The sequence below is a fragment of the Gardnerella sp. Marseille-Q9691 genome (assembly GCF_046507715.1).
Lineage (GTDB): Bacteria > Actinomycetota > Actinomycetes > Actinomycetales > Bifidobacteriaceae > Bifidobacterium > Bifidobacterium greenwoodii.
This window is the reverse complement of the sequence record NZ_JBKFXI010000003.1, coordinates 95,752-111,131: the sequence shown is the minus strand read 5'-3', so window position 1 is coordinate 111,131 and position 15,380 is coordinate 95,752. Positions and strand designations below refer to the sequence as shown.

Sequence of the window (15,380 nt, the reverse complement as noted above, 5' to 3'; positions counted from 1 at the left end):
GTCGAACGGACGGAAAGTTATTAATAAACACCTAAACAATAGTTAGTTTTTGCAATAAAAAATACGAGATTATGTAATCATTTGTTTATATTAAAAGAAATATTAAAAAAGAAAACGGACGTTAAGCATAAGCATAACGCCCGTTTTAGTTAAATATTTTATGTAACTATAGGTCTATAGGAGAGTCAGTGCTTGAAACTTTAGGCATTTGACCTTCAACTCCAATTTGGTCCTTATTCAAACCAATGCAATGCAGCAAAGCCTCAAGAGTGTGCATATTCTTGTTACTAGCAGCATTAATATCGAGCAACTTTCCATTGATTGTTACAGTTGGCGTTGTCATAGAACCTTTGTTAGATCCGGAAACATTCAACAACTCCATAAAATCAGGAGTGTATTTGTTAATCAAATTCTGCCACTCTAAGTATCTGCGATCAAAAGCCTTGCTGGCAACAGAATCGTCTACTCCAGCGTTCTTAGCTTGTTCAATCAACTTTTCGTTACTTACAGGCTTATAGTCGTCGCCTTCTTCTGGCTGGAAGTTTTTTGCAAAAATGTTGTTAATAAATTGCAGCAAATGCTCTGGATTGCTGTCATTATTAGCAATATAGGCAATAGCGCCAGATACACGAGTTGAATATTTATCAGTAGAAATCCTATCCAAGAATGACATTGGGTGTATTTCCAAATTAATTTGGCCTGCACGAACCATTGCAGCCAACACTCTGTCTGCTTCACGATTAAAGTTTCCGCATCCAGGGCATAAAGGATCAAAATAAGTTGCAACCGTTGGAGCTTTAGCAACAGGCTTGTTGTAGCCAAGCTTGCTTATAAGAATTCCGCCTTTAGAATTGGCAACTTCCGGCTTATATTTAGCACCAAGTTTCTTTAGTTGCTTTTTAGCTTTTTCAGAACGCTCAATTTGCGTTCTTTCAATATTTGTTTGCGGAGACTGATAAAAAGCTTGGTAAGCTGTAACGCCAACTGCGGCTAACATAGCCATAACAATAACTGTTACAACAATTCCGATAATTGTTTGCTGACGACGCTCACGCGCTTCACGCAATGCGCGCTCACGCTTCTCAATGTTTCTTTGCTGACGAGTAGAAGATGGATTCCCCTGCTGATTGTCCTGTATCTGAATTTTAGGCATTACTATCCTTCAACCCTTTATTTTGCAAACTAAGACTTAGTCCTAGCGCATGCTTGTCAATAAAATAATAACTTCACCACAGTCTAATAGATGGCATCAACGGAAACGTAAAAATGAGCCAAGGCCTATGCGGAACATGTCAGTACCCTTAAAAACGGCAAGAATAATCCACGCAATAACAAAACCTATGGCATACCCGGCAGAAGTATAAGAAAGAATAGTTGGCAAATAAGTTGGGAAAATCATACGAATTGACCAAATATTAAAAGCCATAAATTCTGCAGAACTACCAAACAGTAGCGGATACACACAAGCTCCAATAACAGCACAAATTAAAATAAGTACAATTCTTGGCAACGTATACGCAAGCCCACGAATAATATGCCACGGAAGAGCGGCAACTCTCATAAAAGTGTCCCCGCGAGGAGCAACGCCGTTATTAAGCTCTTTTCTACGCAGCCGCGCGGAAATATTGTATCCAGCTGTTGAGCTGGCCCACATAATAAATATATTTAATACAACTGCAGATAAGAAATTCAAACAACTTATAGCAGCACAAATAAGCACAAATAGCAATAAAATCCAAGATCCGCGAGTTAAATAATCATACTTGCTGGTTTCTAAATCTTCATAAGGTTTATCTGCAGCATCATCAGCTTCTTCGTCAGAAGATTCATCAGACTCCGCATAAGATTCTTCGTCATAGTCTTCATCAGTTTTATTATTATTTATTTCGTTAGAAGATTGTTCCATAACTGTAGTCGAACCACTTTGAATAGTTGACACAACAGTTTCTTCTTCATGAGCTGTTTCACTAATTGTTTCACTAATTGTTTCACGAGTTGTTTCACGCCACATTTCGCGCATAGTTCCGCGTGTAGCGTCTCGATCAAAAGGGTGGTTATCTGGCCACGCTAAAGGATTTATTGCATCTTCACTAATTGCTCGCTCAAGAACAGCGGGAGAGCAACGTTTTTCGCGATTAGGATCAAGAGCTTTTCTAAAAGCGTCCATGGTTTTTGCAGGAAGACCGCTTAAATCCGCATTGCCAGAAGCCGCACGCTCCAAAACAGCCATCAAAGGCTTTGTGCCAAAAACAGGCTTACCAGTTGCAGCAAATGCCAACACTGCCACAAGCGACCACCAGTCAGTAGACTCATCGGAATCTTTGCCCTCAATAATTTCTGGAGCAATAAATCCTGGAGTTCCCATAACTAATCCAGTACGCGTAACATGACTTTCGCCTTCGCCCATAGAAATACCAAAATCTACAAGCACAGGTCCATGAGCGGCAATCATAACATTCGTCGGCTTAATATCTCGATGTATAATTCCGGCTTCATGCACCGCTTTAACAGCTTCAATAAGCTTATGCGTTAATCTTTCCAAGTCGTCAGCAACATATGGACCATTTTCTGCAACGTCTTCGCGAAGATTTTTACCCTCAATCAACTCCGTAACTATAAATGCTACTGAAGCATCAAGTTCCATATCTACTATTGAACACACTCCAGGATGGTGAATTTTTTGCAATGCTAAAGCTTCACGCTTTAAACGTAAACGTTCCCGTTCCTGCTCAGCATATTCTTTTTCGCTTTGATTAGCGCTTATGCAAGCTCGCAATATTTTCATTGCATATTGATTTCCGCCATCGTCTTTAACGCGCCAAACCGAGCCCATTGCACCACCGCCAAGTCTTGCAATAAGAGTGTACCCGCCAACACTGTTACCTGGCTGCAAATCGAACATGCTCATATCTTCCATACTCCATTATGGTAGTGCTTAACGTTACCAAATTGCGCTATATGAGTATAGAAATAAATAAAATTTTTTATACAAACATTCCAAATGTTTTGTAATGACGTGGCATATGGTACACTAATCAATGTTCTGCTTAGCATGACTTAATAGCGTGCATGGCAAAACATTCGCCTCCTTAGCTCAGATGGCCAGAGCGGCCGCCTTGTAAGCGGCAGGTCGCCGGTTCGATCCCGGCAGGAGGCTCCATACCTACCTCACTTTGGCGGTGAGATGATGAGTGAGACGAATGTAAGGCTAGTGCTTTTCAAGCGCTTTTTGTTCTTTAAATAATGTCAGTTTCGAGATTTCTCCGCACGAGCGTGTGGCATTAATCGGTTCGAACGATGCAGGTAAGTCAATCTTGCTTAAAACAATTGCAGGAATTCTGCGTCCTACTTATGGGCGCGTATTGAATACTTTTTAGTATGCAGTGCGCATAACACGCCTCAAATAAGAACAAAAAAAAACAAGAAATTCTGTATACACATTTTGGGGAATAACCCGAGTTTTATATGGAGGATTCGGACTTGTGTGAGGCGTTTAGGCTGTCTTCCCAATTGTCAGGAAACCCCATTTCAGCGATACTGCGTAGGCTGAGTTTTTCGAAGTCCGTATGTATCAATTTTGTGAGCTTTGATGGCCATGTTGTGCCCGGAGATATGGTGCGCAGCATGAATGCCATCACCAGTAGCGCCCCATAGAGTTTATCGCTCTGCCCATCCGGTAACGATGAGAGAGCGGGAATGGTGCGGAAAGCGTTCGTTGATGCTGGCGTCAGATGCCTGTTGAACAGACGAGCGTGGTGTGCACAAACGTTGCGAACAACAGTCAGCTGCTCGCACCAACGCACAAGAGGGTCCTTATCGTGATAGCTTTTCTTCTGCTTCGAGTTTAGCTTACCGGCATCAACATCAAATCCAAAATCAGTAGAAATACTGTGTTGAGCATCAGCAGGTAATCCATCAAATAAAAGGGACACATCTGAAAAATCCAGAACCTCCGCTACTACCCAGAATGGGTAATGACCGTACTCGTTCGCGTAATGTAAAATTGCTGCATTACTTGACCTGGCTCGCACAATTCGACCATACACTTTTGCAAGCCAAGCAACATGGTCGAATCCCTCGCGGAACAACGATGGATTACAATAAGCCAATGCATCATTCTGCACAATCCACTCGCCAACGCGAGTGCGTAGGGCAACTTCAATACGCTCAATTCCATCGTGTACTAACGTGCGTAACTTACGATCGAACTCGTATAATCCAGCGACCTCAGTAAACGATGTGCCTTCTACGAATTGGTCTAAACGAACTGGTTGCTTTGGATTAGCATCCTCTGGTAGAACGCGGTAGGCGTACCAGTAGCCAGACAAGCGATAGTAAGAGACACTCGTTAACCACTGACGCGCAAGTGGTTCATCAAGTTTCATTCCTCGTTCAGACAGAATATTCAGCTGCTGTTCCAACGTGGTTGACGGCTTGACCTCCATACCCTCACCTTCCCGAGTAGAAATCCAGCCCGTCTACTCCAAGAGAGCAGCGGGCTGAACGGTTATTTTCATGTTATCAGATAAACACCATTAACGCACCCCCTTGTTTACAAGCGTTTTGCGGTAATCGAATCTGTTTTCTGCACATTCGCCACCTGGACAAAAAGTGTGTAAAAAATAAGCTCATAACCCTTATAGCAGTAGGGCTCGCGGTATATCGAATGTTGGTTATTCTTCATTTGTATGAATAACCCACTATGCGATAACTGTCATCACAAAATGAGCAAGAACGGTCACACCAATGCTGGCACTACTAGATACCGTTGTCCTAACTGCGGGGCTTCTAAAAGTAGAGCGTATGATAAACAATCAAACGATTTAACAATTAGCTTAAATTGGCTTTTATCTAATAAGACTCAGGATAATTATTCATACGACTTCTCAGCCCGCACCCATCTCAGTATTCGTATCCATGACCAACTTTGGTTCATTTTATGGGCATTTTGCATAATAAAATAGCTAAATTATAAAAATCCACTTGTCCGCATATTATGAGTCAAAAGCGTATAAAAAGTTTTTATTAAATTTACAATAGCAATAATAAGATGATAAGTTATAACTGGATTTATTGTATGATAAATAGTAAAGATTAAAAACACTTTATGCCAATTTCGAAAACAATAATTTTCTTATCTTCAATATCGCATATAATAACGTGAAATGATTAAAGCAGAGGGGATAGTAACTACTTAACTATTTAAAATAGAAAAAATTTACTTTTCATATAAAGTGCCAAATTATGGCGTATTATGAAAATAGCAAATCTATATCTGCGCACATAATCATCTGTATAATAAAACTTTTCGCGAGTAAGAACTCGGAAACCTTCCCCCAACTCAGGGTTTCCGGGGTGAGTGTGGAGCGTCCCCCAACCAGCTCCACCTCATAGGGGGCGGGAATATCCCCTTCTCTCCCGCCCCCATTTTATTTGTTATGCATTTTTAAACCCAATGCAGAATAGAAGTTATAATAAAAGCTAGTCTTACAGTGAATGGAGTGATTACATGGCACGTCGATGGACGCCTCGACGCCTGATTATAATGCGGCGCTCTCGTATTATTGCATGCGTCTTGTCTCTATCTATTGCTGCAATAAGCATTTTTGCATTTACATCTCAAAAAGCAGTAGCCTTAGTTGTAAATGGCAAAGCAACCATTGTTAACACTTATGCCACAACTTCTGCTCGCCTGCTACAAGAGCAGCATGTGCCTGTAAAAACACACGATCAGGTTATATCTTCTTCCGGCGATATTCTTTCAAATCACGCTACCGTTACTGTGCGAAGCGCGTATCAAACTTCTATTACTGTAGACGGCGTTACTATACCATTTTGGACAGTTGCAACCAGCGTTGATCAGCTTATTGGATTCTTTAAAGCAAACGCTAAAAACGCTAAACGAATTACCGTAAATTTGCAAAATATTTACGATAAACTCACCTGCGGGTTAGCAATTAATAAAAAAGGCCCAATAACTGTTATTGCGGATGGAAAATCTCGGATTGCTCCGGACGGAAGCTTACCTGCAAGCGCTATTCTTGACGCGCAAGGAATCGTATTAGGAAAAGAAGATCGAGTTAGCGTTGAAGATGACGAAGGCAATACTGTTTTGCGTATTTCCAGAGTCACGCATGGTAAAGAAACTAGAACAGTTTCATTGCCTTTTGCTACACAAACCGTAATCGACCCTAAGCTTCCAGCAAATTCTCGAGTCGTGCAACAAGATGGCGTTAATGGCGAGCGCGAAGACGTATATAACGTAACTTATGTTGATGGCAAAGCTGAAAGCTCTACTCTCGTTTCGCAAAATGTATTAAAGCCTGCTATTAATCAGGTTATTGCTGTTGGAAAAGCAGCTCCAATTCAGCCGAAGCCTGTTAACAAACCAAAGCCTGCTGCTAAGCCTGCGCCAAAGCAGGAGCCAAAATCTGAATCTCAAGCGTCTAAAACTAAGAATACAAATTCACAAAACCAGCAGCCTTCAAAACAAGGCCAGGAGCAATCACAAGCAAAACAGGGAAACGACGCACAAAAGTCTACGCAAGATGCTGCAGCGCAATCGCAGGAAAATCAGCAAACTCAATCACAAACGCAACCTGCTGCTCCGAAATCAAATCCTCCCGCTCCTGCTCCTGAGTCAAACCCAAATAGCCTTGTTCACGCTACACCAGAGCAGGCAAAGCTTTTTGCGCAAGGAGCTGCGGCACAAATGGGCTGGACTGGAAAACAGTGGGAAGATCTTGTTTGGCTGTGGAATAGGGAATCTGGATGGCGCTGGAATGCGGAAAATCCAAGCTCGCACGCTTATGGCATTCCTCAAGCTCTTCCTGGCAATAAAATGAGCAGCGCTGGAGCTAATTGGCATGAAGATGCTGCAGTGCAGATTAGCTGGGGAATTAGCTACATAAAAGGAAAATACAAAGATCCTAGCGGAGCTGTAAGGCACTCACACGAGGTTGGCTGGTACTAAATTAGACACTCATCCTATTTAAGTTAAAAACTATAGATTAAAACTTTATTATTTTAATCAGCACACATATTGGGCGGTACAGCATTGACAGAAATCAACACTGAAACTGAAGGCCAGCTTTTAGGAGCAGCAGATATTCGACGTATTGCTGCAGAAGAAGGCATTACTCCTACCAAAAAGTTTGGTCAAAATTTCGTTATTGATCCTGGTACAGTGCGAAAAATAGTAGCGGCAGCTGAAGTTAAATCTGGCGATACCGTTATGGAGGTAGGGCCTGGTCTTGGTTCTCTTACTCTTGCAATACTGCAAACTGGAGCTAATCTTACAGCTGTAGAAATAGACCCACCTCTTGCACGCCGCCTTCCTAACACTGTTGAAGAATTTATGCCAAACGCTTCTAAACGTTTTAACGTTATCTTAAAAGATGCTTTGGCTGTAACTGCAGACGACGTTCCGCAACTTTCAAAAGCAGATAAGTTTACACTTGTTGCAAATCTTCCATACAATGTTGCAACACCAATTGTGCTTACTTTACTTGAAAAATTTAGTAATTTACAGCATTTTTTGGTTATGGTTCAAAAAGAAGTAGCAGATCGACTATGCGCTCAGCCAGGAAATAAAGTGTATGGAACACCTAGCGTAAAACTTGCTTGGTACGGTCAATCTCAGCGCGCGGGTCTTATTGGGCGTAACGTTTTTTGGCCAGCGCCAAATGTTGATTCTGCACTAGTATCTTTCACTCGCTATTGCAAAAATAAGGGAGATAATAGCGAACGCGAAGGTGTGTTTACTTTAATTGACGCAGCTTTTCAGCAAAGACGAAAAACCTTACATGCGGCTCTTAAACATTTAGTTAGTGACGAAGCGTACGAAAAAGCTAATATAGATCCTACAAGACGCGGAGAAACGCTTACATGCGACGACTTTATTGCGTTGTATCGCGCTTGTAAAACTTTAGAGTTGCATCAAAAATAGCTTTTTATTCGAAATTTAAAATAACAATTTCACTAAAGAACAGTTTGCTAACAAACGCTTATACGCGTAAAAATCAAGTCATACATAGTCAGTAAAATGCGATTTATATTACGCTTTGCAGATTAAGAAAATTGCTGCAAACAAAATAAACTTACAGATCGGAAGTGAACATGACGCAAGAATACGACGAACGTATTGCTCGTAAGGCTTTCATGTATCAAAAGAAGCGATCTGTTATTACTACTGTTAGCATAGCTTTGGCAGTTACGTTTGTATTCGCGCTGTTAATACAATTTCATGTTTTTGGGATTAATTCAATAGTTGCACCAAAAGATAATCCTAATTTCGGCATAACAGCACCATGCGCGACCAAAGGCAAAGAAGGCTCTAAAACTCCTTATGTTGATAATCGTGCTGTGTCAATTCGAGTATTAAACGGTACGAAATTCCGCGGCTTGGCAAGAGCAGTAGGAGAAGCATTAAATGCTCGAGGTTTTAATCTTACAGAAGTAAATAATAACAAAACAAGTAATGTTAAAAGAACAACTATTTATTTCGGTAAGAACGCTATTAATGAAGCATACACAGTAAATTCTAATTTTGCTGATGCTGTTATGCGCATGGACGATCGCCAAGATAAGCTCGTAGATATTGTTCTTGGCTCGACTTTTAATAATCTTCGTCCAAAAGTTGATGTTCCAGCTGCAGGAGCCGCAATACGAGAAGTCCCTGGATGCGTTAAAGCAAAAGATATGAAGGAACTTCCTAAAGCAGATTCACATAAAGCTGTTAAATAATCTACTTTTTATACGTTTCTTCGTACCAGCGCTGTAATTCTGCAACAGCTATATCGTGAGCTACAGGCCCGTTATCAAGACGGTAATCAAGCATATGTTTATAAGCTTCACCAACTATTGGCCCTGGCTGTAAATCAAGCAGTTTCATGATTTCATTTCCGTCAACATCTGGACGAATAGCATTAAAATCTTCCTGCTTTTTCAATTCGCGCACGCGCTGTTCCATTTCGTCCATTGCGTGCTCAAACATCAAAGATTTACGACGGTTCTGCGTAGTTGCATCAGCTCTAGTAAGTCGATTCAAACGCTCATACAAGTGCCCTGAATCCTTAACGTAACGTCGTACTGCAGAATCAGTCCAAGGTTCGTCAACATAACCGTGAAAACGCAGGTGCAGATTTACTAATTCGCTTACATCTTCAATAAGATGATGGTCAAAATGCAATTCCTTCAAACGCTTACGCGTCATTTTTGCACCAACTACATCATGATGGTGAAAACTGACTTTGCCACCATCTTCAAACTTTCTAGTACGAGGCTTGCCTATATCGTGCAACAAGGCTGCTAGTCGCAAAGTTAAATCAGGGGATGGCACAGGGCCTTCATCATCGGTTTCTAGGGCAATAGCGCGCTCAAGAACCATCATTGTGTGCTCAAAAACGTCTTTATGACGATGATGCTCATCAATTTCAAGCTGTAAAGCTGGAATTTCTGGCAAGACTCGCTTTGCAATACCAGACTCAACAAGCGCTTCCAAACCTTTACGCGGACGGTCCGAAAGAAGAAGTTTAGTAATTTCGTCACGAATACGCTCAGCTGAAACAATATCAAGGCGATCTACCATGTCTACAATTGCTTCAGCAGTATTAGTTTCGATAGTAAACCCAAGTTGTGCAACGAAACGAACCGCACGCATCATTCGCAAAGGATCATCATCAAAGGATTGACGAGGATCAACAGGTGTTCTCAACACGCCTTTAGCTAAATCACTAGCACCACCAAACGGATCTACAAATTCCAAATCTGGAACACGCAAAGCCATGGCATTAACTGTGAAATCTCTTCTAGAAAGATCGCCCTCAAGAGTATCCCCATATTGCACTTCAGGTTTACGAGAATCAGGATCGTACGCGTCTGAACGGTATGTAGTAATTTCAACTTTTACTTCCGTTCCATCCGGGCGTCGACGCACAGCACCCAAAGTGCCAAATTTGCGACCCATATCCCAAAAACCGTCATGTCCCCAACGTCTTAAAATGGGTTCAAATTCTTCTGGACGAGCAGAAGTGCAGAAATCAAGATCATGCGACACGCGATGCAACAACATATCGCGCACAGGTCCACCAACTAATGCAAGTTCATAATCGTGTTCAGCGAAAAGTCGCCCCAACTCTATAGCTTCAGGCCAAACTTTGAAGTTCTCAGTCACCCTTACCGACACCCTTTCAGCAAAAATTAATCTATATTCCAGCATACAGTTACCCCAATGCACAGCGGATTGAGTAAGGTGGAGTGTATGGTTACTCCTGCAGATTTACGACGTATGCTCGCCAAGCTTGCGGATAATCATGCCCAAAATCAGTCTGCGCCTTCAATAACGCCTCTTGATTTATCTAAAATTCATAGTAAAAAATCTTTAGAATCAAACGAAGAAAAATCTCAGATTTTCGTTGATATTCCAATCTTTTCAGAGCTTGAGCAAGAGTCTCAAGAAGTGGTTGAAGATGAGGATATTCTTCAAAAAACTTCAATAATCCCTGGAGCATCTCCGGCTATTATGCCACAGCGTAGACTAGCAGATACGCCTGCTACTTTTGCCTCTTTATACGCTCAAGATTTGCCAATTATTCGTGAATATTCCGCAGGTGGACTCGTATTTGACACACTCGGGCGTGTCGCAATTATTGCTCGACATTCCAGAAGCGGACACCTTGAATGGTGTCTACCAAAAGGCCATATTGAGAAGGGTGAAACACCTCAAGAAACTGCTGTTCGTGAAATTCATGAAGAAACTGGAATTATAGGCGAAGTGGTTGATTCAATTGCCACAATAGACTATTGGTTTACAGGAACAACTCATCGAGTTCATAAATTAGTTCATCATTTTGCGTTACGCTACGTAGGCGGCGATCTTTCTGTATTGGGAGATCCAGATCATGAAGCAGAAGATGCAATATGGGTAAATTTCAAAGAACTGAGCGCGATTTTAAGTTATCCAAATGAACGTAAAGTTGCATGGCTTTACGCAAAAAAAGCAAACAGGCGGTCTCACAGTGACGAATCTCACGCGTAAGAACCATATAGCGCACGAAGCGCACAATTTAACATGTCACAAAACATGTTTTTACATGCGTAATTTACTGCAATCCGCGCGAGCTTTGTGCTTAAAAGTTTTGCATTTTACTATTATTTTTATTACGTCTCTTGCCATTATTCTTGCAATAACTAATATGCAATGCGCAAAATATGTGGGATTGTTGAATACGGCAAACGCGGTTACGTCTAATACGACTTTAGAAGATGAACCCGGTAAAAACACTAAGAAAAAAGAGAACGATTACGAAAATCCTCACATAAAGGGAATCGATCTTAATATTCTTCAATCTACGCCGGTTGTGACCGATAAAAGCGGCTACCATCTTACTGCAACAGTTAAAGCTACAACAGAAGCACTTCCGGAAGGCCTTTTGCAACTTTCTATTAATTCCAACTACACTTTTGTTTCACGAACAGATTTGCAAAATTGGGCTCAAGGAGAATCTCTTATACCAACTCCGCAAATACTTGGCTCAATAAAAATTGGCGAGATTGCAGCAGGAAAAACTTCAACATTCCACTTTGATATACCATCAGACTCTCAAGAACTTAAATCTATTTGGCATTGGGGTCCAAAACCTTTAAAAATCACGTATTTTTCTAAGGATTCTTCACGATATAAATCTATTCGTTCCTTCTTAACAAGATCGAACGCAGGCTTTAATGTGCCTGAATCTCCAGCAATAAAACTTACGGCAGTTATGCCAATTCTTGCAAATAAGCAACATGTTTTAAAAGATAATTTCACAAGCACAAATAGTAGAGTTGTATCGAATTTGCAAGCAAACAAGCAAGATACGCACTATGTGCTTGAGCAGGCAGATTTAGTTAGCAAGCATAACAAATTACAGACTATTGCCGATATAAATACGCTTCAAGCAGCTCGATTATTATTTGTTCCTAACGCTTTTATGCAAAAATCAGGTTTTGATATTAGCGCTTATGCAGATGATCACAATCGCAAAATGTATCGTTCTGCTGGCATTAATGAAAGCACATGGTCTGCTAAAAATTCAAGAATTCCACAAAATTCAAAAATTCCACAATCTTCACAAATAGCTGAAACTTCTAGCTCCTACGATCATCCTCATGAAACGAAGCAGATTGCGAAGGTTGACAACGGATCACAAAATACATACGCTTGGCAGACTCGAGGAAAATGGACACTTTCAGCGCTTGAGCTTGCAAAACGCAACGGTTATAACACTGTTATTTCCACAGATGAATTTGATTCTACAGCTTCACAATTTGCTATTAGCAACGGCATATACGATGTTGAAACTCCAGCAGGAAACGTACGCGTATTATCTGCTCAATCTGTGCTAACAATGCTGGCAAACGGCAAGGCAACAAACTCTACAGCTCTTAGCGAGCGCACTCAAGCCGGTCGAATAAATCGTTTAGTTGCACAAAGCGCGTTCTACCAAATGGAACAACCTTACGTAGACCGCAATATTCTTATTACTTTTTCTAACAAAACAGATGTAAAAAATATTGATGGCGTTATGAGCGCATTGGAACAATCGCCTTGGCTGCAACTAAGCGACTTAAATACAATGGCAAAAATTAAGCAGGAAAAGCTGCCTTCCTGGAAAAATAATGATCTTATGCACTCAATGCCTCACAGTAGTGCAATTAACGCAGTTTCAGCCAAAGAAAGACGATTAGAATTAAAGAATTTAATTCTTTACAGGCAAAAAGTTTCGCGTTTTGTTAAAAATATTCTTAATTACGAGCAGGATACGAAATTACGCAATACGGAAGGCGACGCTCAAGCTCTAGCTAAACAAGCTGCTAAAGCAAAAAATAGGATTAGCGCTAAAGATTGGGGATTGTATTTATTACGCTTGTACGACGATATTGCGTTGCAAGAATTAACAAATAAAACAAGCAGTCTTCCGACTAAAACAAAAAAATACGCAAATCGTAAACAACAACAAACAGCTTATAACGAAAATAGCACAGCGAAATACTTTGTAAATAAGCTACTTTCTGGGATTCGCATAATACCTCCAAAAGATATTACTGCAGTTAGCGAAACAGCAAGCATACCAATTACTATCAGCAATACTTACGCTTATCCAGTAAAAGTGTATTTATCTGCAGATACGCACGTTATGGAAATTGTTACTCGTAGAAAGACTTTAGTTAAAGTTCCAGCAAATAGCGAAGTGCAAGTTACTTTACCTTTGCGAATTACGACTTCTCTTCACACTAAAGCTACTTTCGTTTTGGAAGATGATCAGCATCAAGCATTTTCCGCCACTGAACACACGCTTATTACGAGTACTCTGCAAATTAGTGATAAAAGCGGTACGATTATTATAATATTTGCTTTCATGCTTGGTCTTCTTGGACTTTGGAGGCAATTTAACCGTAAGAAGGATTCAGACGAATGAGCTCAGTAGGTAGAAATTCCGTTATTATGGCTAGCGGAACAGCCGCATCTAGAATTACAGGGCAAATACGTACTATTCTGCTAGCTGCAGCACTTGGAACCACGGGACTTGCTGCAAACGCGTATCAAGCTGGATCTATGATTCCTCAGCTTATTTACACTCTTGTTTCGGGTGGAATTTTTAACGCCGTGCTTGTTCCGCAAATTGTTCGCACGCTCGAAAAGAAGAATGCAGAAGAGCGCTTAAATAAGCTTATTACTTTTGCTATTGGTTTACTTCTTGCAGTTACAATTCTTATGGCTGCAGCAACGCCTGTACTCACAATGCTTTACGCGGGCGGAAGCCAGGAAATGCAAACGCTTACTTGTGCTTTTACGCTATGGTGCATGCCACAAATCTTCTTCTACGGCTTATACACCGTATTAGGGCAAGTTCTTGCCGCTAAGGGCCGTTTTGCAATGTATGCGTGGAGTTCTGTTGCTGCAAATATTATTAGTTGCCTAGGTTTTGGCGTCTTCATTTTTATTTTTGGAAAAGCTAATAGAGAGCCTCTGAGTTTCTGGAACGGAAATACTCTTCTTCTTACAGCAGGTTTTTGGACTCTTGGCGTTGCCGCTCAAGCTTTAGTTCTATTCTGGCCGCTAATGAAAAGCGGAATACACTACCGACCAAGTTTTGGTATACGAGATATTGGCTTACGCTCAATGGGCCCTGTTGCAGCGTGGAGCATGGGCATTGTTGTTGTTACGCAAATAGTTGTTATGATTACTACGCATATAACAACAAGCGTCCCATTTGTTGCAGAACAGCGTTTAGGATTAGACCAGTTTGAGGTAGCTGGTAATGCCACCTACCAAAACGCTTACACAATGTTTTTGCTCCCTTATTCACTAGTTGCAGTATCTGTAGCAACAGCTATTTTCCCTAAAATTTCGCTGGCTATTGCAAATCATGATTTAAATGACGCACGCAAAGATTTAAGCGAAGCGCTTAGGCACGTAAGTTTAATAATGTGCTTCTTTACGGTTGTTTTTATTGTTATACCAACGCCTATTTCGTTAGCTTTGATTCCGTCTATAAGTTTGCAAGAAGCTAATCTTATGGCTGCTCCTCTTACAATGCTTGCATTTGGATTACCACTTACAAGTAGCTACTTGATTATTCAACGCACGTTCTTTGCGTTTGAAGATGGCAAAAGCCCGTTTATTTTTGCTTTTGCTCAGCTTTTTACTGAGATTATTGCGTTTGTATCTTGTGTTAATTTGCTACCTCCTACATGCTGGGTAACAGCTTTAGGAGCTTGCGTTTCAATAAGTTACTTCCTAACTTTCCCATCTCTTGTTCACATGCTGCGAAATCGTTTTAACAAGGATTTAGACGAAAAAAGACTTATAACCACGCATGTAAAAATTGTTGCATCTGCACTAATTTCTATTTTTATAGGTCTTGTTGTACGAGAACCTCTTTTACAAGTTTTTACTATTAATTCCCCACATTTGCACGGAGTGTTGAGGTGGCTTAACGCTTTACTTGTTTGCGCAATTACAACAATTATTATTGCGATTATTTATCTTGCGGTACTTCTTCTTTTGAAAACCAGCGAACTTATTGATTTATCTTCACCAATAATTAGCAAACTTTCCAAGAAAATTCCTGTGCTTATTCCTCTTGCAAAGATTTTTGAAGACACTGCTCGCAAACAATCTGAGCAAAAGCAAGCTAATCGTACTGCACGAGTAGTTCGATCCGGTAAGCTGCCAAGTAAGCAAACAGATAAGCATAATTTGTAATATTTCTATTTACAATCAAACTTTATTATGTAATTCTTTAGTTGTTTTAGAAATTATTACAATATCAACAAAATTACTGTACATAAGTTGTCATTTCATAAGTACAATTAGATTGTAGTTAAAAATGTTG

10 protein-coding genes, 1 tRNA gene and 2 pseudogenes are annotated in these 15,380 nt (G+C 40.6%); 9 read left to right on the top strand and 4 right to left on the bottom strand.

The features are described from left to right. Window positions 1-166: 166 nt before the first annotated feature. Window positions 167-1,153, bottom strand: a complete 987-nt coding sequence (locus tag ACLD6A_RS05880) for a DsbA family protein (RefSeq protein WP_410313829.1) — start codon at window positions 1,151-1,153, stop codon at window positions 167-169. A gap of 96 nt (window positions 1,154-1,249) precedes the next feature. Further along, window positions 1,250-2,917, bottom strand: a complete 1,668-nt coding sequence (locus tag ACLD6A_RS05875; RefSeq protein ID WP_410313828.1) for a serine/threonine-protein kinase — start codon at window positions 2,915-2,917, stop codon at window positions 1,250-1,252. Between the two features lie 166 nt (window positions 2,918-3,083). Between ACLD6A_RS05875 and ACLD6A_RS05870 the strand changes: the two genes are divergently transcribed. After that, a tRNA-Thr gene (locus tag ACLD6A_RS05870) sits at window positions 3,084-3,160 on the top strand. An 88-nt stretch (window positions 3,161-3,248) separates the two neighbouring features. After that, a pseudogene (locus tag ACLD6A_RS05865) lies at window positions 3,249-3,377 on the top strand (ATP-binding cassette domain-containing protein); the annotation flags it as partial. Window positions 3,378-3,461: 84 nt separating this feature from the next. Here the strand turns inward: ACLD6A_RS05865 and ACLD6A_RS05860 are convergent. Next, window positions 3,462-4,445: an Abi family protein gene (locus tag ACLD6A_RS05860; RefSeq protein ID WP_019260595.1), complete on the bottom strand. Its 984-nt coding sequence runs from the start codon at window positions 4,443-4,445 to the stop codon at window positions 3,462-3,464. 243 nt (window positions 4,446-4,688) lie between these two features. Between ACLD6A_RS05860 and ACLD6A_RS05855 the strand changes: the two are divergent. The 4 genes and pseudogenes from ACLD6A_RS05855 to ACLD6A_RS05840 form a co-directional block, all read left to right on the top strand. Then, window positions 4,689-4,943, top strand: a pseudogene (locus ACLD6A_RS05855) (IS256 family transposase); the annotation flags it as partial. Window positions 4,944-5,509: 566 nt separating this feature from the next. Then, complete coding sequence (locus ACLD6A_RS05850; protein ID WP_019260594.1) at window positions 5,510-6,973, top strand: G5 domain-containing protein; 1,464 nt, start codon at window positions 5,510-5,512, stop codon at window positions 6,971-6,973. A 69-nt stretch (window positions 6,974-7,042) separates the two neighbouring features. After that, the gene (rsmA, locus tag ACLD6A_RS05845) at window positions 7,043-7,948 is read left to right on the top strand and encodes a 16S rRNA (adenine(1518)-N(6)/adenine(1519)-N(6))-dimethyltransferase RsmA (protein WP_019260593.1); all 906 of its coding nucleotides are present in this window, start codon (window positions 7,043-7,045) and stop codon (window positions 7,946-7,948) included. Window positions 7,949-8,118: 170 nt separating this feature from the next. Next, complete coding sequence (locus tag ACLD6A_RS05840) at window positions 8,119-8,745, top strand: LytR C-terminal domain-containing protein (protein ID WP_004133930.1); 627 nt, start codon at window positions 8,119-8,121, stop codon at window positions 8,743-8,745. A 1-nt stretch (window position 8,746) separates the two neighbouring features. Here the strand turns inward: ACLD6A_RS05840 and ACLD6A_RS05835 are convergent, their stop codons facing one another. Next, window positions 8,747-10,219 (bottom strand): CCA tRNA nucleotidyltransferase, encoded by a 1,473-nt coding sequence (locus ACLD6A_RS05835; protein ID WP_047923033.1) that lies wholly within the window; start codon window positions 10,217-10,219, stop codon window positions 8,747-8,749. 42 nt (window positions 10,220-10,261) lie between these two features. Between ACLD6A_RS05835 and ACLD6A_RS05830 the strand changes: the two genes are divergently transcribed. The 3 genes from ACLD6A_RS05830 to murJ are packed head-to-tail and all read left to right on the top strand — an operon-like array spanning window position 10,262 to window position 15,250. Then, window positions 10,262-11,038, top strand: coding sequence for an NUDIX hydrolase (locus ACLD6A_RS05830; protein ID WP_004133924.1), 777 nt, complete (start codon window positions 10,262-10,264; stop codon window positions 11,036-11,038). A gap of 55 nt (window positions 11,039-11,093) precedes the next feature. Further along, on the top strand, window positions 11,094-13,460 hold the full coding sequence (locus ACLD6A_RS05825; protein ID WP_410313827.1) for a DUF6049 family protein: 2,367 nt from the start codon (window positions 11,094-11,096) through the stop codon (window positions 13,458-13,460). Beyond that, window positions 13,457-15,250, top strand: a complete 1,794-nt coding sequence (gene murJ / locus ACLD6A_RS05820; RefSeq protein WP_410313826.1) for a murein biosynthesis integral membrane protein MurJ — start codon at window positions 13,457-13,459, stop codon at window positions 15,248-15,250. The genes ACLD6A_RS05825 and murJ overlap by 4 nt, the downstream gene beginning before the upstream one ends. Window positions 15,251-15,380: the final 130 nt, after the last annotated feature.

What these genes read in the sequence shown, in the direction of transcription:
- ACLD6A_RS05880 (WP_410313829.1), bottom strand. Translation starts at nt 1,153, where the DNA reads ATGCCTAAAATTCAGATACAGGACAATCAGCAGGGGAATCCATCTTCT.
- ACLD6A_RS05875 (WP_410313828.1), bottom strand. Translation starts at nt 2,917, where the DNA reads ATGGAAGATATGAGCATGTTCGATTTGCAGCCAGGTAACAGTGTTGGC.
- ACLD6A_RS05860 (WP_019260595.1), bottom strand. Translation starts at nt 4,445, where the DNA reads ATGGAGGTCAAGCCGTCAACCACGTTGGAACAGCAGCTGAATATTCTG.
- ACLD6A_RS05850 (WP_019260594.1), top strand. Translation starts at nt 5,510, where the DNA reads ATGGCACGTCGATGGACGCCTCGACGCCTGATTATAATGCGGCGCTCT.
- ACLD6A_RS05840 (WP_004133930.1), top strand. Translation starts at nt 8,119, where the DNA reads ATGACGCAAGAATACGACGAACGTATTGCTCGTAAGGCTTTCATGTAT.
- ACLD6A_RS05835 (WP_047923033.1), bottom strand. Translation starts at nt 10,219, where the DNA reads ATGCTGGAATATAGATTAATTTTTGCTGAAAGGGTGTCGGTAAGGGTG.
- ACLD6A_RS05830 (WP_004133924.1), top strand. Translation starts at nt 10,262, where the DNA reads ATGGTTACTCCTGCAGATTTACGACGTATGCTCGCCAAGCTTGCGGAT.
- ACLD6A_RS05825 (WP_410313827.1), top strand. Translation starts at nt 11,094, where the DNA reads ATGCGTAATTTACTGCAATCCGCGCGAGCTTTGTGCTTAAAAGTTTTG.
- murJ (WP_410313826.1), top strand. Translation starts at nt 13,457, where the DNA reads ATGAGCTCAGTAGGTAGAAATTCCGTTATTATGGCTAGCGGAACAGCC.